The sequence below is a fragment of the Streptococcus sp. 27098_8_134 genome (genome assembly GCF_041431675.1).
GTDB lineage: Bacteria > Bacillota > Bacilli > Lactobacillales > Streptococcaceae > Streptococcus > Streptococcus sanguinis_R.
The window spans coordinates 186,099-203,766 of record NZ_JAPVYD010000002.1 but is presented as its reverse complement, the minus strand read 5'-3'; the positions used below and the strand labels follow the sequence as shown (position 1 = coordinate 203,766).

The following is a 17,668-nucleotide window of genomic DNA, read 5'->3' as shown; positions in this document are numbered from 1 at the left end:
TTTGATTCTGATAAAAATGTTAAACTTCTAAAAGTTCTTTTTCTTTATTGGCTGTCATCTCATCGATATGTTTGACAGCATCGTCCGTTACTTTTTGAATATCCTTTTCCAAAGTCTTCAATTCATCTTCAGTGATTTCTTTGGCTTTTTCCTGCTTCTTAGCTTCGTCCATAGCATCGCGGCGGATGTTACGGATGGCAACTTTAGCATTTTCACCGACCTTTTTCACTTCTTTAGCCAAGTCCCGGCGAGTTTCCTCTGTCAGAGCTGGAATGACCAGACGAATCACAGATCCATCGCTGGCTGGCGTAATCCCAAGGTCAGAAGCATTAAGCGCACGCTCAATGTCCTTGATAGAAGACTTGTCAAAAGGTGTGACCAAAAGGACACGTGCTTCCGGAATCGTAATCGAAGCGATTTGATTGAGCGGAGTTTCTACTCCATAGTACTCCACATGGATGCGGTCTAAAAGGCTGGCATTGGCGCGGCCTGCACGGATGCTGCCAAATTCACGAGCCAGACTTTGGTGCGAGTGGGTCATTCTTTCTTTTGCTTTTTCTACAATTGCATTTGCCATGAGTTTCTAATCTCCATTCTTATAAATTATTTGATACTGTTGTTCCGATTTGCTCACCGATAACAACACGTTTGATATTGCCCGGCTCATTCATGTTAAAGACAACCAAGTCAATATCATTGTCCATAGACAAGGTCGAAGCCGTTGAGTCCATAATCCGCAGTCCCTTGCTGATGACATCTCGGTGGGTCAGTTCATCAAACTTAACAGCGGTCTTGTCCTTCTTAGGATCTGCATTATAGACACCGTCCACGCCATTTTTAGCCATGAGAATCGCATCTGCTTCAATCTCTGCTGATCGCAAGGCAGCGGTTGTATCGGTTGAAAAATAAGGAGAACCAATACCTGCACCGAAAATTACGATACGGCCTTTTTCCAGATGACGAAGGGCTCGACCACGGATGTAAGGCTCAGCCACCTGCTGCATAGCAATCGCTGTCTGCACGCGCGTATCTACACCGACTTGCTGCAGCGAATCCGCCATTACCAGCGCATTCATGACAGTACCCAACATACCAGTATAGTCGGCCTGCACGCGGTCCATGCCCGCTTCTGCTGCCGGCTCACCCCGCCAAAGGTTTCCGCCTCCGATGACCAGAGCAATCTGAACTCCCAAATCGTGAACTTCTTTGATTTCTTCCGCCATCTTCTGAACGGTTTGAATATCAATACCAACGCCTTTTTCACCGGCAAGAGCTTCACCTGACAACTTAATCAAAATACGCTTATACTTAGGTTCTACCATTTTTTTACTCCTTATTTTATCTGTACTATTTTACCACATTTTGTGATTTTTATATAGTTAAATCACTGAAATTTTTCTTTTTTCCTTTTAGTAAAATAGCAGAGCAGACAAGCTCATTTCACAGAAAAACCAGCCCCATCATCAGATAGGACTGGGAAGTAAAAACTTCAATCATCTTTCACATAATCCACTCACTACTTGAGAGACTGTTTCTTTTCCCGCTTAGCTAAAATTGGCAGAATAACACCCAGACTGATTAAGACGATTGGGGTCAAAATATTAGTCAAGAGAGAGAATTGCCAGCCAGCTGGGTCTTTGGCAAAGTCCACTTTCGGAACCATCCCTAAAATGCAGGCAAAGGCTGTAAAGAGGAAGCACCAAGCTCCGATGGCAAAGCCGACTTTTGGATTTTTGGTAAATTTATACTCGGCATCCTTGTACTTCTTCCAGGCCTTGTTCAACATCATGTAGGCCAGGAATACCCAGAGATACCGCATGGGCATAACGATAGAGTTGAGGTTGGTCATCCATTTGACTAGGCCGTCAATTTCCTTGATTCCAAAGATTGGCAGAATAATCAAGAAGCTAACCAAAATCCCTGTCAGAATGTAACCGTTAATGAGGACACCTTTTGATGTTCGCTTACGCAGCCAGCTTGGGACAAACTCTTCATCAGCATTATTGAGCATGATTTGCAGAGGCGCATCAATAGAGAAAGCCAGTGCAGCAATCTGTCCAACCATATTGGTCAGGGCATAGATGACTACTAGAACATTTCCCACACCCCAGTAATTGCCCAGCTTTTGGAAGGCTTGGTAAGCGCCGTTTCGCATCAGATCCTCAGGAATATTGCTGCCATCAAAAAGCATGCCCATAGCCAGAGAGCCTAGGATAGCAGATGCACCAACCATGACAGCCATGACAATCATTCCCTTTGGAAATTCCTTGGCTGGATTGCGTGTTTGATTAACGTAAGGCGATATTTTCTCAGCCCCGCCGACCGCAAAGACTAAGAGGGAGATAGTCGTGAAATAAGAAAAATCAAAGTTGGGAATATAGGTGCTGACCTTATCCATATTGGCCGTCGCAAACTGCATATCAGGTTTGATAAAAGGCGCCCCGACCGCTAAGAGAACGAAGAGGAAAGACATGATGAGCATGGCACTTCCTGCCAAGCCCCCTATCACCTTGAGAGTTGAAAGCCCCTTGGTAGACAAGTAGAGAAAGGCACCGAAAATCAGCAAGCTAAGAATAACAATCCAGTGAATATCAAGACTGCTCAAAAAATCGCCATTTCCCTGAATGGCCCAGCCTAGCGGAATCAAAACTCCCTGCGGCTTCTGAGCCAGATAAGGAATATGCACCACCCAGTAAGTCCAGGCCGCAAAATAAGCCAGACGCTTGGTAGAGGTCTTCTCCACCCAGTCGCTGACACCGCCTCCGCTCTCCTTGAAAGTCGAGCCTAGCTGCCCCACGATGAGGGCATAGGGAATAAAGTAAATAGCTAGGATAAGAATCCAAGAAACAATTACCGAAATGCCCTGCTGGGAGTAGTTATTAACCACATTGCCCAGACCCCAGACCATATTAAAAGCAATCAGAGATACCATCAGCCAGGTTAGCTGGTTCTGATCTTTTTTCATGACACCGTCTCCTTTTGTTATAAAATAAATTGATTCCATAATATTATAACATGTTTCTTTGCAATTGTAACCGCTATCATCATTTTTATTTCAAAAAAAGAACCGCCCGAAGGCAGTTCAATTTAATTCTTAAAGTGAGTTTACATCAACCTTGATACCAACACCTTGTGTAGTAGTGATAGTCAGGTTAGTTACGTAAGTACCTTTAGCAGTAGCTGGTTTCGCTTTTTGGATTGTGTCGTTGAAAGCTTTGAAGTTTTCAACCAACTTGTCAGCTTCAAATGAAACTTTACCAATGATAGCTTGTACGTTACCTGCACGGTCTGCACGGTAAGTAATCTTACCACCTTTAGACTCTTCAACTGCTTTTGCAACGTCCATTGTTACAGTACCAGTCTTAGGGTTTGGCATCAAGTTACGAGGTCCAAGGACACGTCCAAGGCGACCTACAAGTGCCATCATATCTGGTGTAGCGATTACTACGTCAAAGTCCAACCAACCGTCGTTGATTTTTGCAACGAGGTCATCTTCACCAACGAAGTCTGCACCAGCAGCTTTTGCTTCTTCAGCTTTTGCTCCACGTGCGAAAACAAGAACGCGTGAAGTTTTACCAGTTCCGTTTGGCAATACCATTGCGCCACGGATTTGTTGGTCAGCTTTTTTAACGTCAATGTTCAAGTTGTAAGCAACTTCTACAGTTGCATCGAATTTTGCAAAGTTAGTTTCTTTTGCAAGTGCTACAGCTTCTTCTACGCTGTATGCTTTTGTGCTGTCGATTTTTTCAAGAGCAGCACGAAGTTGTTTGCTTTTTTTAGCCATTTTATCTTTCTCCTTGTAAGTGGTTCAATCGATTTTCATCTCCCACGTCACTCGTCAATCTGATCAAGTGTAGTGCGGGCAAATGGGATGAACGTTATTGATTAGTCAACAACAGTGAATCCCATAGAACGAGCAGTACCTTCAATCATACGCATTGCAGACTCGATGTTTGCAGCGTTCAAATCTGGCATCTTAGTTTCAGCAATTTCTTGTACTTGCGCACGAGTAACTGTTGCAACTTTCGTTTTGTTTGGCTCACCTGAACCTTTTTCAACACCTGCAGCTTTCTTCAAAAGAACAGCAGCTGGCGGAGTCTTAGTCACGAAAGTGAATGATTTGTCTTCGTATACTGAGATAACAACTGGAATAATCATACCAGCTTGATCAGCTGTACGAGCGTTGAACTCCTTAGTGAATCCCATGATGTTGATACCGGCTTGACCAAGCGCAGGACCAACTGGTGGAGCTGGAGTAGCTTTACCAGCAGGGATTTGCAATTTTACAAGTTTTTCGACTTTTTTAGCCATTTTTAAATCCTCCTTTGTGGTTTTGGCGGTAAATAAAGATTTTTACCTCCCACAAGTATGCTTTTCGCATACCTTTCTATTATACACTAAACTTTCTTAAATGCAAGGAATTTTATCTTCTTTTTTGAATTTTTTGTGGTAAAATAATCTTATGACACTATTAAAGATTGCTTCGATTTTATTTATCTTTTTAACTTTGATTTTAACCACTATTACAGTGCGAGTTTTTCAATTAAGAAAATACGGTTTAAACTTTGCGGACTTGGCTTTTCCGCTTTTTGTTGTGGAATTTTATATCATTTCAGACAAGGCCTACTATCATAGCTTGCTGCCCCAGCTGACCCTGGCTCTCTCAGTTCTTGCTATTGCCATTACCATCTATTTTCTCAAGAAAAAACGGAGCTTCTACTACCCTAAGTTCTTTAAGTTCTTCTGGCGGGCAGGTTTTCTTCTGACCTTCTTCATGTACCTAGCCATGGTCATCGGTCTCTTTTTGTAATAATGCAAAACAAAACCCATCGGTTATTAGATAGCCGATGGGTTTTTCATATGTGAGATTTATAAGTCCTTCTTTTGCTGAGAAAAAAGGTCCTTCCGATGCTCCTAGTCTTATTCATGAATCTCCAGAGGCAGGCCATCCGGATCAAAGAAGAAAGCCATCTTACGGCCGTCGAAGTCATCATAGCGCAGCTCGGTATGAGGAATCTTTAAACGGTCAAATTCCGCTAGCGTTTCTTCGACATTTGTCACTCGGAAGGCCAGATGACGCAGACCTGTATGCTCAGGATGCGGCAGGGCCGGTCTCTTAGGTGCTTCTTCCTTGATAAAAATTTCCAGAGTCAGATTTCCCTTGCGGACATTAAAAAGAATATCCTGCTTGTCTGGCCGATGGTGCTCATCCACCTGCTCAAAGCCCAGCTTATCCACATAAAACTCTCTGGTCTTGGCATAATCATGACCAATGATGGCTATATGGTGAATGGTGTCCAGTTTCATAACTTCTTTCCTTTCCTTTGAGTGAGTAGAGAAAATCTGCCGGCTGACTGCTGGCAGATTTGTTTTTATCAAATGATTATCTTGCTAGCAGACTAGTGAAATTAGAATTAATTTGTCTGCAAAACCTTTCTCGGCTTGGTTCCCTCGGCTGGCCCGATAACGCCTGCTGCTTCAAGTTCTTCCATAAGACGAGTAGCCCGATTAAAACCGACCGAGAGTCGCCGCTGAATCATAGATGCGCTGGCTTTCTGAGTCTCGATAACCAAGGCCTTGGCTTCTTCAAAGAGAGGATCGCCTTCATCATCGCCCCCACCAGTATCCAAATCACTTTCAGATACTTCACCAGGATCAAAACTATCGTCATAATCAGCTTCAGCTTGATTCTTGACGAAGGCTACGATTCGCTCCACATCTTCATCCGAGATAAAGGAGCCCTGCAGACGAACCGGGTGGTTTTCGTCAATTGGCTTAAAGAGCATGTCTCCTCGACCCAAGAGCTTTTCTGCTCCATTTTCATCCAGAATAGTCCGACTATCTGTCCCGCTGGATACAGCAAAGGCAATCCGAGAGGGCACATTGGCCTTAATCAGACCCGAGATAACATCTACAGATGGCCGTTGGGTAGCCAGAATCATGTGAATTCCAGCCGCACGCGCTTTTTGCCCTAAACGGATAATAGCGTCTTCCACTTCCTTGCTGGCCACCATCATAAGGTCAGCCAGCTCGTCCACGATGACGACGATTAAAGGCAGGGGCACCTGCTTGTATTCTGACTGAGCATTGTACTCGGCTACTTTAGCATTATAGCCAGCAATGTTACGGGCACCGACCTTGGAGAAGAGTTCATAGCGGTTTTCCATCTCATCTACAACCTTCTGGAGTGCACGGCTAGCCTTGCGAGGATTGGTCACGACTGGGATAAGCAAGTGGGGAATGTCATTATAAACGGACAGCTCCACCATCTTAGGATCCACCATCATAAACTTGACTTCATCCGGTCTGGCCTTCATAAGAATGCTGGCGATAATACCGTTGACGGCCACAGATTTACCAGATCCAGTAGAGCCCGCTACCAAGAGATGGGGCATCTTAGCCAAGTCAAAGGAGCGGACAGAGCCGTTTACAGCCTTCCCAAGTGGGATTTCTAGGAGCTTGCTGGCATCCGTCTTCGACTGGTCCCAGAGTTCTCGGAAGGTCACGGTCGCAACTTCAGAGTTGGGCACTTCAATCCCTACTAGGGATTTCCCAGGAATCGGCGCTTCAATCCGCACATCCTTGGCAGCCAAGGCTAGAGCCAAATCATCAGCCAGATTGGAAATCCGATTGACCCGAACACCAACAGCTGGCTTGACCTCGTACTTAGTGACGGAAGGTCCGATTTCAGCCCGCTCAACAGCAGCCTTGATCCCAAAACTAGCAAAGGTCTCTTCCAAAATTTTGATATTATCTCGAACAATGCGCTTTTCTTTAGACTGATTCTTAGGCTTGTCGGGTGCAAAGAGGTTGATGGTCGGCAGCTTGTAGTCCAGACTTTCCTTGGTGGTAAAGTCCACTTCTACGTCTACGTCCGTCTCTGCCTCTTCCGTCTCTTCTTCGCGACCAAAGTCCAGAGGCTCATGGGGGTCATACTCTCCTACTTCCTCATAGTCTGCCTCGTCAAAGTTCACAGCTGTTTCTGACAAGTCCTCGTCATCTAAAATCTCTCCTGTTTCAGGATTGACTTCAGCTTCTACTTGCTCTACCTCAATGGCTTGCATCGCTGCCTGTGCAGCTTTCTCTTCCTGCTCCAAGAAACGGAGCTGTCGCTTTTCTTCCTGCTTCTCTCTCCAATTTTGAAAGGCTGCCATAGCCTTTTCTGAAATATCATAGATAGACCAAGGACTCATAAGCAGACCGCCCAAAAGAATGAGGAGCAGGCCGAAGAAATAGGAGCCAATATTTGAAAAAAGGAAAGAGATAGGCGCATACAGGAGAGAGCCCAGCAGACCGCCACCTGCGAAGGAGGTAACCTTAAAAGCTGTCAGATCAGTCAAGACCCTGCCTAGAGTTGTGGATAAGACAGATGCCCCTTCTAGCTTCAACACACTGACAAAATAAGCTTGGAAAATTAACTCCAGTCCTAAAAAGAGGCTGATAAATCCTGAAACCATCCCCTCGTGCTTGTGCAGCCACTTGAAAAAAAAGAGATAGCCAAAGCTGGCCAGAATAGCTAGATAAGCCAAGCTTCCCACCAAGAGGCGAATCATATTATAAATGGTGACCCCAAAGGCACCTAGCTTAATTGCTGCAAACAAAAGAATAAGAGCCAATACAAAGGTGGCAATCATTCTCTTTATTGCTTTTTGTCTTTCTAATTCTGCTTTTGTCGGCCGGCGAGTTGTCCGGCCTTTTTTCGTGTTTTTCTTAGTTGCCATAACCCTTATTATACCATATTTGAGCCATAGATGAGAAATCTTTTATCTAAATCAAAAGCAAAAAAACTTATTTATCCACGCAAAAAGAACTGGGCTAACCAGTTCTCATCTCACTATCACGCACTCCTTATTAAGCTTCTGCACTTGAATCTTCTGGCATAACCGCCCAAGCAATCAAGTAAGCCAAAACACCTGTACCTGCCACACAGACCAAAAGAATCCAAATAACACGGACCAAGGTTGGATCTAAATCAAAGTAGTTTGCGATACCAGCACATACACCAGCGATTTTCTTGTTTTTGACATCTCTTGTCAGTCTTTTCTCCATGGAAAACACTCCTTATTATTTTTACTTTGTTTATTTTACCACAATCTTTCATCATGCACAAGTCTGCCTACTACTAAGCTTCTTCTGTATTTAAAACTTAATCTTATCAAGATAAATGTGATCTCTCTACCATTACTTTAGAAGGTCCAAGCAAAACTCTTGCTCTTGTGTTAGAATAAAAGGAAATTCTAATTAATTAACAGTAAAAATATTTCAGGAGGAAGATAATGCGAGCCGGAGTCATTCTTTTCAATCCCGAAACTAAGCAAATACTGCTCATCCACCGCTGGAAAAATGGAGAAGAGTATTTTGTGATACCGGGCGGCGGGGCTGAGTCAGGTGAGACTGCAGTCCAAGCAGCTCAGCGAGAAATTCAGGAAGAGCTGGGTTGGAGCTTGTCTGAAAAACAGCTTCAGCCAGCCTTTACTTTCAGAAATGGCCAACGCTTAGAAATCTATTTTCGTGCCACTATCACCCATACATCAGCCCCAATGATTCAGGGCGAGGAAGCCCTTCGCAGTCATACCCAGAATATCTATCAACCCGAATGGCTAGACATAGAAGCAATTCGCGGCCTGAATTTACAGCCAGCAGGACTTAAAAATCTGCTTCTGGATTGTCTGACACAGGAGGGTTTGAAAAACTAGCCTAATTGTAGTAAAATATCAGTAGTTTACAATCTAATACGAGAAAGGTTTTATATGAAAAAAATTCTTCTTATTAGCCTCTTATCAGGACTTGTCTTGGCTGGCTGCTCTGGTAAAGGCAAAGAAGAGGAGACTACTAGCTCCTCCAACTCATCCAGCAGTTCCTCTCTAGTGAGCTCTAGCTCTGATCCAGAGGAAACCAGCAAACTCCGTGAGCAATTCAAGGATGCCATGACCAACGAAAATGCCAACTTCCCGCAGCTATCTACAGAAGTTGCAGAGGATGAAGCGGAAGTCAAGTTGGTAACGACTGAAGGCGATATCCGCATCAAGCTCTTTCCAAAACAAGCCCCACTGGCCGTTGAAAACTTCCTGACCCATGCCAAGGAAGGCTACTATGACGGCATTATATTTCACCGTGTTATCAATGAATTTATGATTCAGACTGGAGACCCTAAAGGCAACGGCACTGGAGGCGAGTCTATCTGGAAAGGCAAAGACAAGTCTAAAGACTCTGGAAACGGCTTTAAAAATGAGTATTCTCCATATCTCTATAATATTCGTGGTGCCCTATCCATGGCCAATGCAGGCCCTGGTACCAATGGCAGTCAGTTCTTCATCAACCAAAGCAAGAAAGACCTGTCTAGCCAAATGTCTACGGATTCTTTCCCAGCTAAAATCATCGAAGCCTATAAAAACGGTGGAAATCCTACTTTAGATGGCGGAGCTTATACCGTATTCGGCCAAGTGCTGGAAGGGATGGATGTGGTGGACAAAATCGCTGCCGCAGAAACAGACGACAATGACAAGCCTAAAAAAGATATCAAGATTGAAAAAATCGAGATTATCAAGGACTATGACTTCAGCAAATAAGCTTGCTGCCCAACCAATAAAGGAGGGAAATCAATATGATTATCTGGGGATATAAAGGTTATCAGAAAAACGTAGGACAGACCCAAAGCAGTATCGAGTGTGCCAACTGCCACAATGTCGCACCTTGGGACATTATTGAAACCGGCCGAAAGTTTACACTTTATTGGATTCCAACCTTTCCTTACGGTAGAAAACATTACCTCACCTGCCCAGTCTGCCAGCACGGTAAACAGATTGAAAAGCAGGAAATCGAACAGTTTTTGAATTATTAGTAATAAAAAGCGACTGAGACAAATCTTGTACCAGTCGTTTTTTGTAAGAGTAAAATATCAAGACTAAGTGTCTTATCCTGTGAGGATTTTTAAGAATAAAGCACTGTTGCCTTGATAAAAAGTAATTGTCTTCTTCATTAACTCTCACATAACTGTTCCTATTTCCATAAATCATTTAGCATGATACCCCTTTTTGTTCTGTTTGCGATAAACGGCTGAGCGCAAACCTGTTTTAAGACGTAGCTCTGCTCTTTTTTTCTTACTCCTGCCGTAAAGAACAATCAAAATAAAGATCAGCAAAAGAAGGATAATAGCTATATAAAGCCAAGGAATCACGTTCGTCCTCTTCTTGCTTGATTTGGAAATCTTCTCCTCATTCGGAACTCGGTGACCTCTAACCAACAAGCGGTGACTATTTATCCCGTAAGGGGTACAGGTAACTAGTGTGCAATAATCTTGTTCTGGGTCAATGCTCAAGGAAGAAATATCATCAGGCTCAACTGTTAAGGTCTGATCCACTTGATAAGTGATAGTCTTTCCCAAGACATGGATCATAAACCGATCTCCATTTTTTAATTTGTCAATATCTGTAAACAGCTTAGCTGAAGGCAAACCTCGGTGACCTGATATAACTGAGTGGGTCCCTTGACCGCCAACTGGCAGTGAACTTCCTGGAATATGCCCAATTGCTACTTGCAAAATAGCATCATCTGTCCCATGGTAAATGGGCAGGTTGGTTCCTAGCTTAGGAATTTCCACATAAGCCATAATGCCAGTCCCTGTAACATCTAATAGGCTATTGTAGTTGTTTTTTTCTTCCTCTGAAAGACGATAGTTAGGAACAACTCCTTTTTCGAGGGTTTGGTTATAGAACTTTGCAGCCTCTCTCATCTCATCTGCTTTACTCGTGTCTAGCTTTTCTACTTTATTTTCATAATTTGAAATAGCTTGCGACTGATGATAAGAGTTCCAAAGTTCACTTACAGTAGGGTAGAGTAACAATCCTATCCCACTAACTAAAAATAAAATTAGCAAAAAATTAATAAGATGTTTTTTCATAATATTTATTCAGTCGCATAAGAAAGGAAAAGAGATAGTATACTTCATCTACCTCTTCCTTTCTCCCTAAGATTACCTAGAGTCAGCGCGTTTCTTGATAATAAATAGAACTCCAGCACCAAGAACTAGGCTTGTTCCGATTAGGTAAAGAATGGTTGTTCCAATTCCACCTGTGTTTGGCAGAAGAGCACCTCGCTTATTGACCACTTTCAGGGTGATTACACCAGTATTGACATTAGAATCAAATGTCGCGGTCGCTGAAGTTGCTGTCAGATTTGTCAAAGCTCCTGTGGAGTCGATTGTACCTGAAATGGTAAACTCGACATCTTTCATAGCATTGTAGCCCACTGGAACTGTACTTTCCACAAGCTTGTAGTCACCCGAATCCAGCCCCATAAAATCAAATCTGCTGTTTGATCCAGCTTCAAACTTTTTAATCTCAGTGTATTGGTTATTGATCTTCTTATAAAGAGTAAATCCTGCACCAGCAAGAGCTGCTTGGTTTTCTTTGACCTTATTCACTGTCAGCTGGTAGGTATAGACATTTGCCTTGGTTTCAGGAGTTTCAGTAGTTGAAGAATTATTTCCATTTGGATCATTTGAATAGGTCAGGCTAGCTATATTAGGATTTCCTACCCCACCCATTATAGGATAATTGTTTAAACTTGAAGTGTAGCGAACGACAATCTTACTAGATGCTGTAACTTCTTGATTGCCTTTAAGATCACCAGCAGTTATCGTAATGACATTGCCTGTATAGGAAATTGGGAAAAATGTTGAAATGTCTTTTTCAGTTCCACCTTCTTTTAGATAAACTCGAGCATCATTATTATGGGTCATTCCGGCAGGAATCGTATCCTTGATTGTAAATACATATTGCGGAAATTCAGCATAGTTGCTTGGAAGAGTTGCGGTAATTTGGAAAGGAATATTTTGTCCAATTCTATATTCCGTCGCTGCAGTATAATTTTGAGAGCCATTAGCTTGAACTTGTTTTGTAAGAGTTGGAACATCTGCTTTCACGGCTACAGTTGTATCCTTGGCCACTTGCAGCATAAATCTAGTATAGGCTTGACCACTTCTATTATCCAATGATCCCCGACTATCCTTAATAAGATAGTAACCAGGTTTTAGTCCTGAAATGGTTGTCGTACCTTGCTGGGATTTAACGGTTGTTACACCTGAACCTGATAAATATTGATTCAATTCTTGGGCAAAGGCTTTAGCCTCCGCAGAGTCGTTTTGCTTACCGTTTAAAGAAGCTGCTTTTTCAGATGCATCTCCAAAATGAGTTCTACCTGCTCCAGTAACCCCAGGTCCCCACTCGATATTGGTCAAGGTGTTGCTAGCATCTAAAGTCCCTGAAAAAATATGATAGACTTCATAAGTGTGACCAGTTGTCGTTCCGGTCAGTTGGATGGTGTAGGTCGTTGTATCAGCCGATACGACCGGTAGCCCTGCAAAAGTCAGGATAAAGACCAAGACGGTCATCAATAGTTGTTTTAATTTTTTCATTTTAATCTCCTTTGAGGAGGGAGATGAATTAAACGTTCATCACTTCCTCTAGTTCTCCTTTTATTTTGTTGAAACACGTTTTTTGACTACAAAGAGCACGCCTGCTCCAAGCACAAGACTTGTGCCGACTAGGTAGAGAATGGTTGTTCCAATTCCACCTGTGTTTGGCAGAAGGGCTCCTTGCTTATTGACCACTTTCAGGGTGATAATACCAGTATTGACATCGGTCTCAAATGTCGCGTTTGCTGAAGTTGCTGTCAGGTTTGTCAAAGCTCCTGTGGAGTCGATTGTTCCTGAAATAGTAAACTCGATATCTTTCATAGCATTGTATCCTGCAGGAACTGTACTTTCAACCAGCTTGTAGTCACCAGAATCAAGCCCCTTAAAATCAAAAGTGGTCTCAGAGCCAGCTTCAAACTTCTTGATTTCAGTGTATTGATTATTGACTTTCTTATAAAGAGTAAATCCTGCACCAGCTAGAGGGTCTTGATTTTCTTTGACCTTATTTACTTTTAGCTGGTAAGTGTAAACCTTGGCTTTACTATCAGGTGTTTTTGCTGTAGAATTAGAATTTTTTTCGTTTGGCTCGTTTAAGTAAGTCAAGCTCACTGTGTTTTCATTACCAGCTACCCCAGTGATAGCTTTATCTCCAAGCGTCGTACTGTAACGAATGATAAACTTACTTGAAGCTGTTATTGTTACATCGCTCAATCGATCTAGATAGTAATTAACAATATTTAATCTAATGCCTTCACCTGCCTGATAGATGTAAGTGTTAAATTTACTTGTAACATCCGTCTCTATATTACCGTTTTTTAGAATAACCTGAGCATCGTAATTATAAGTCAACCCTGGCGCCATGATATCATCGACGACCAATTGATAGGAAGAATAGTCAGCATAGTTGCTCGGCAGAGTTGCTGTTAGCTCAAAGTAAACCTTGTCACCAATCGCATAGTCTGCCGCTGAAGAGTATGTATTGGAGTCACTTGCCTTAACCTTTTTAGTAATGGTTGGTGAACTTGATTTTATGGCTACATTAGTATCCTTTGAAACGAGTAACATAAAACGAGTATAGCTTTCTCCTTCTTTACCAGCCAACGAATTATATCTATCTCTAATCAAGTAGTAACCCGGCTCTAAGCCAGAAATAGTTGTTGTTCCGTCTTCACTAGAAACTACCTTAGTAGGTCCGTACGTTAAGTATTGAATGATGTCTTTTGCAAAGGTCTTTGCTTCTTCAGAGTCATTAGCTTTACCACTGAGACTGGCAGCTTTCGCACTTGCTGTCCCCATGTAGAATTCAATATTCGCCTGATTAACTGCCGAGCCCCACTCGATATTGGTTAAGGTGTTGCTAGCATCTAAAGAGCCCGAAAAAATCTGATAGACATCGTAAGTATGACCAGCTGTCGTTCCAGTCAGTTGGATAGTGTAGGTCGTTGTATCAGCTGATGCGGCCGGTAGACCTGCAAAAGTCAGGACAAAGACCAATATGGTCATCAATAGTTGTTTTAATTTTTTCATTATAATCTCCTTTTGAGGAAGAGACTGATTTCCCGTTCAGTTCTTCTGATTTTATCCTATTTTTTATTCACTCTTTTCTTTAACATCCATAAGATTCCTGCACCTAGCACAAGCCCTGTACCACTCAGGTAAAGGATCGTCGTTCCGATTCCACCAGTGTTTGGCAGAAGAGCTCCTTTTTTATTGACAATTTTCGTAGTAAAAATTCCATTTGTCAATTCATAAGTAAAAGTTGCTCTGTCTGAAGTTGCTTGAATAGAGGTTCGAGTAATTGGCAATGTCGGATCGTAGGTTGCTCGTAGCCTAAACTCAATATCCTTCATGGTGTTGTAGCCTTTTGGAGTGATCGTTTCTACTAGTTTATAATCTCCTGATCCCAGTCCTTTAAATCCTGAGAAATTACTTCTTTTGTATTCTTGTGTAGATCCAACCTTTACATACTGATCGTTTACTTTTTTATAAAGAGTAAACTCTGCTCCTGGAAGAGCTCCTCCCCTTTCATCCACCTTATAGACATTAAGTTGGTAGGTATGAATCTGAACTTTGCTTTGGGGCGTTGTCCCGATTGATTTTGCCAAAGCCGTATTGGGGTTATTAGAAAAGCTTAGACTAGCCACGTTCATGTTAGTATTAGCACTGGCATGTGTTGTTGCGTATTGATTCAGTTGAGCAGTGTAGCGAACCACAATCTTACTAGAAGCATCTACATTTGGGACCTGCCTCAAATCACTAGTTGCTATGGTTAAATTACGAGACGATTCTACAGAAATATTAAAATGGTCAGTTATTAAGCTTTCTTCATCACCGCGTTTTAGATAAATTTGCGCATCGTTATTATAAGTCAAACCGGGCATTAAACTATCATTAAAAGAAAGCTCATACTCAGAATAATCATCCAAGTTTCTTGGTAGTGTCGCCGTCAGTTGGAATGGAACTGTATCACCGATAGAGTAATCCGTTATAGTCGTTTCCTCTCCAGTCGTACTTGACTTGGTAACCTTAGTAAGACTAGGAACATCAGACTTAATTGCTACTGTCGTATCTCTTGCCACCTGTAGCATAAAGCGAGTGTATGCTTCATTTTTTTTATATAAAGTATTATTTACTTCCTTAATCAAATAGTAGCCTGGAGCCAAGCCAGAAATGGTCGTTGTCCCATTTTGTCCCGATACTGTTTTTCGTCCACCACCAGATAGATACTTGGAAATTTCCTGAGCAAACTCTCTTGCTTCTTGCGAATCATCCCCTTTAGCACTTAAAGAGGCTGCTTTGTCGGCTGCGTTTCCAAATCTTCTTTTACCTGAATCCCAAATCCCCGGAGCCCATCTGATATTGGTAAGAGTATTCGTAGCTGTATCGAGGTCTCCAAGAAAAATCGGATGAGCTTCGTAAGTATGGCCTGTTGATGTCCCAGTCAGCTGAATGGTATAGGTCGTGTCTGCCGATACGACCGGTAGACCGACAAAGGTCAAGACAAAGGCCAAGACCGCCATGACCAGCTGTTTTATCTTTTTCATTATAATCTCCTAAATATTTCTTCACTCAAGTTTAGTCTTCGAGGCTTCTCATTCCTCTTCAAGACTTTCGTGATTTCCTATCTTTTTCTTTATTGAAATTTCCTATATAGTTTATTTCGGACAATCAGCCAAATCACTGATCCCACTGTGACGATAGAGCCACCCAAGAGGTATAAGAGAGTTCCATTCCCACCTGTTTCTGGAAGGACATATTTTTTTATAGCTGTCGGATTACTCGTCCTATTTGTTTCTAATGAGAAGAGGTCAGTTGATACTCGAGCCGCGCTTTGAAGAATGTGCCCATCTACATCCTGATCTACTCGGACTTTAAAGGACACTTCTACTGTCTCCTCTGGTGCCAGCCTTCTTCGCCATGTCAATCTGTTATGAGCAAAATCATCATATACAGTTGAACCATTGACATAGTCCGTGTGTTTAGGGAGTTCATCTGTAATCGTGACATCCAACTCCCTATCACTGGTATTTTTGTAGGTGATTTTATAGATTAGAACATCATTGGCCTTGACTTCTTGGTTATCAATGTTGTCATTATTTTTATTGAAGACTTCTTTTCTGGGCTTTTCGTATTCTTGAAAATTCCATATTCCGGTAAAAAGTACATCCTGATTTTGAATAGTGTCAGATTCTTTATCATAGTTTTGGAAAACCCAATTTCCTTCTGAAGTACTGACAAGTCTTTTATTCTCTTTTGGGGAATCCGGTGTGACTGTTGAACCATTTTCTAGGTCATGTTGATCTTGCGGTAGCACATTCAAAACTTCTTGAGGAAGAGATTTATCCTGCGTTCCACTTTCAAATTGGTAACTTTTCTTGTAGAGAACATTAGTTGTAACGATTTCTGATGAAACAGGGATATTATCAATTTCTTGTGTGACCCTATTTTCAATTGGCGCTCTATTTTGTAAAATGTTATCGTTTGTTTTTGTCTTATATATAAGAGTAAATTCTTTCCCAGCATTGCTACTGGTCAGGTGCTTGGCATTGATTGCCACCGTTACCTTTTGTCCATCTCTGGCCAGTGTATAGTCAGCATCTTGGATCAACGTCCGACCGTCCAATTGAAGGGTCAAGCTCTGAAAATCCAAACGATTGTCCAAAGTTTCAACCATCTGCATTGAAGATAGAGATCCAATGACGTCCTTACCAGGGGTTGGCATAGTAAATTTGGCTGTATAATTGAGAGATTCTCCGGCAAGGGCAGGAAGCTTATCCTTTGAAGCCTGCTTCACTGGTGCCTTTGGAGTCTCTGTATAAAAGCCAAACAAACCGCCACTACCTGCCGTCGTTGTAAATTCAAATCGAACGGCGTTAGTTTCAGAACGAACCGCAAATCCTGAAACATTGTGTTCATCACTATCTCCCTGCGTACTCCTTGTAGGGTGCCATGTCGTTTTATTGCCCACTAGAGTTTCATTAAGGGCATAGGAAGTGTTTTTTACGATTTTATTTAATGCTATATCTTTATCATATATTGAAAAATTTTCTTCTCGACCGAGTGCATTATAGACCACATCAATATCAGACGGCAACATGACCATCTTTAGATCTGTGGGCGTTCCGTCCTGATATCTCAATTCTGCAGTGACATCCGTATCCAGAGCAAAGCTTCCATGCATATCATGAGTAAGAGTTGGATGCGGTGGCCAAATATAGTCCAAAATCTGGATGGATTTGCTTCCCCAGTTTTCATCCACTGTCAGAAAGGGGACAAGCGTCTTATTTGGATCCTGGTAGTCTGCATTTCTCTGAACCAGATGAGTATCTATACTATGGAAGGTCACATAAACATCAACAGCCTTGCCATTAACAATACCTGCATTGTTAAACCGCAATTGAATGGGGCTATTAAAGGTTTGCTGAGTTTGGTTTTTATCTACTCTTAGCGAGAAGACCGTACTTTCTTTCCAATTCCCATTAGCTGGGATAAAATCCCTTTCGACCGAGGCGCCTTGACTTAGGACCTCCATATTATCCTGAGTCAAGGTAAACTGATAAATATCAAGCGTTGATAGATTCGTGCTTTCAGTAAGCTCCGTAACAGCATAGACTGCTGAAGAAAAGAGCACAAAAATAAAAGTCAACCCAAAAAGAAATGACTTAACATATTTTTTCATAAGGTATTTCATAATAATTTCCATTTAGTCTTCAAAAAAGAACTGCTTATGGATATACTAGCAGTTCTTTACAT

The 17,668-nt window shown here is 42.1% G+C and carries 17 protein-coding genes; 4 read left to right on the top strand and 13 right to left on the bottom strand.

Annotated elements, in window-relative coordinates; translation table 11 throughout:
* Positions 1 to 19: 19 nt before the first annotated feature.
* From frr to rplK, 5 genes are all read right to left on the bottom strand, one after another.
* The gene (gene frr, locus O3620_RS05495) at positions 20 to 577 is read right to left on the bottom strand and encodes a ribosome recycling factor (RefSeq protein WP_002894858.1); all 558 of its coding nucleotides are present in this window, start codon (positions 575 to 577) and stop codon (positions 20 to 22) included.
* Positions 578 to 596: 19 nt separating this feature from the next.
* Entirely contained in the window at positions 597 to 1,322 is a 726-nt protein-coding gene (gene pyrH, locus O3620_RS05490) for a UMP kinase (RefSeq protein ID WP_002894857.1), read from the bottom strand.
* A 194-nt stretch (positions 1,323 to 1,516) separates the two neighbouring features.
* Positions 1,517 to 2,965, bottom strand: coding sequence for an APC family permease (locus O3620_RS05485; RefSeq protein WP_125351182.1), 1,449 nt, complete (start codon positions 2,963 to 2,965; stop codon positions 1,517 to 1,519).
* A gap of 129 nt (positions 2,966 to 3,094) precedes the next feature.
* Positions 3,095 to 3,784 carry a 50S ribosomal protein L1 gene (gene rplA, locus O3620_RS05480; RefSeq protein WP_002894855.1) on the bottom strand — a complete coding sequence of 230 codons (690 nt, stop codon included), beginning with the start codon at positions 3,782 to 3,784 and terminating at the stop codon, positions 3,095 to 3,097.
* A gap of 101 nt (positions 3,785 to 3,885) precedes the next feature.
* Positions 3,886 to 4,311: a 50S ribosomal protein L11 gene (rplK, locus tag O3620_RS05475; protein WP_002894851.1), complete on the bottom strand. Its 426-nt coding sequence runs from the start codon at positions 4,309 to 4,311 to the stop codon at positions 3,886 to 3,888.
* A gap of 151 nt (positions 4,312 to 4,462) precedes the next feature.
* Here rplK and O3620_RS05470 point away from each other — a divergent pair, with 151 nt between their 5' ends.
* Positions 4,463 to 4,810, top strand: coding sequence for a DUF3397 domain-containing protein (locus O3620_RS05470; protein WP_002897148.1), 348 nt, complete (start codon positions 4,463 to 4,465; stop codon positions 4,808 to 4,810).
* A gap of 110 nt (positions 4,811 to 4,920) precedes the next feature.
* Here O3620_RS05470 and O3620_RS05465 read toward each other — a convergent pair whose 3' ends face one another.
* The 3 genes from O3620_RS05465 to O3620_RS05455 all read right to left on the bottom strand — a co-directional run bounded on the left by O3620_RS05465 (position 4,921) and on the right by O3620_RS05455 (position 8,049).
* On the bottom strand, positions 4,921 to 5,307 hold the full coding sequence (locus O3620_RS05465; RefSeq protein ID WP_168955868.1) for a VOC family protein: 387 nt from the start codon (positions 5,305 to 5,307) through the stop codon (positions 4,921 to 4,923).
* Between the two features lie 107 nt (positions 5,308 to 5,414).
* Complete coding sequence (locus tag O3620_RS05460) at positions 5,415 to 7,721, bottom strand: DNA translocase FtsK (RefSeq protein ID WP_371601511.1); 2,307 nt, start codon at positions 7,719 to 7,721, stop codon at positions 5,415 to 5,417.
* Positions 7,722 to 7,851: 130 nt separating this feature from the next.
* The gene (locus O3620_RS05455) at positions 7,852 to 8,049 is read right to left on the bottom strand and encodes a PspC domain-containing protein (RefSeq protein WP_072074324.1); all 198 of its coding nucleotides are present in this window, start codon (positions 8,047 to 8,049) and stop codon (positions 7,852 to 7,854) included.
* A gap of 227 nt (positions 8,050 to 8,276) precedes the next feature.
* Between O3620_RS05455 and O3620_RS05450 the strand changes: the two genes are divergently transcribed.
* From O3620_RS05450 to O3620_RS05440, 3 genes are read left to right on the top strand one after another with little or no spacing between them, the layout of a single operon-like run.
* Positions 8,277 to 8,696, top strand: a complete 420-nt coding sequence (locus O3620_RS05450; RefSeq protein ID WP_371601510.1) for an NUDIX domain-containing protein — start codon at positions 8,277 to 8,279, stop codon at positions 8,694 to 8,696.
* Positions 8,697 to 8,750: 54 nt separating this feature from the next.
* Complete coding sequence (locus O3620_RS05445) at positions 8,751 to 9,569, top strand: peptidylprolyl isomerase (RefSeq protein ID WP_371601509.1); 819 nt, start codon at positions 8,751 to 8,753, stop codon at positions 9,567 to 9,569.
* Positions 9,570 to 9,604: 35 nt separating this feature from the next.
* The gene (locus O3620_RS05440; RefSeq protein WP_126435291.1) at positions 9,605 to 9,841 is read left to right on the top strand and encodes a zinc-ribbon domain-containing protein; all 237 of its coding nucleotides are present in this window, start codon (positions 9,605 to 9,607) and stop codon (positions 9,839 to 9,841) included.
* A gap of 171 nt (positions 9,842 to 10,012) precedes the next feature.
* Here the strand turns inward: O3620_RS05440 and O3620_RS05435 are convergent, their stop codons facing one another.
* The 5 genes from O3620_RS05435 to O3620_RS05415 form a co-directional block, all read right to left on the bottom strand.
* Entirely contained in the window at positions 10,013 to 10,900 is an 888-nt protein-coding gene (locus O3620_RS05435; protein WP_371601508.1) for a class C sortase, read from the bottom strand.
* Between the two features lie 72 nt (positions 10,901 to 10,972).
* On the bottom strand, positions 10,973 to 12,415 hold the full coding sequence (locus O3620_RS05430; protein WP_371601507.1) for an isopeptide-forming domain-containing fimbrial protein: 1,443 nt from the start codon (positions 12,413 to 12,415) through the stop codon (positions 10,973 to 10,975).
* A 60-nt stretch (positions 12,416 to 12,475) separates the two neighbouring features.
* Complete coding sequence (locus O3620_RS05425; RefSeq protein WP_002918615.1) at positions 12,476 to 13,942, bottom strand: SpaA isopeptide-forming pilin-related protein; 1,467 nt, start codon at positions 13,940 to 13,942, stop codon at positions 12,476 to 12,478.
* A 56-nt stretch (positions 13,943 to 13,998) separates the two neighbouring features.
* Positions 13,999 to 15,459 carry an isopeptide-forming domain-containing fimbrial protein gene (locus O3620_RS05420; protein ID WP_002918614.1) on the bottom strand — a complete coding sequence of 487 codons (1,461 nt, stop codon included), beginning with the start codon at positions 15,457 to 15,459 and terminating at the stop codon, positions 13,999 to 14,001.
* Between the two features lie 89 nt (positions 15,460 to 15,548).
* Positions 15,549 to 17,594 carry an Sgo0707 family adhesin gene (locus O3620_RS05415; protein ID WP_371601506.1) on the bottom strand — a complete coding sequence of 682 codons (2,046 nt, stop codon included), beginning with the start codon at positions 17,592 to 17,594 and terminating at the stop codon, positions 15,549 to 15,551.
* Between the last annotated feature and the right edge of the window lie 74 nt (positions 17,595 to 17,668).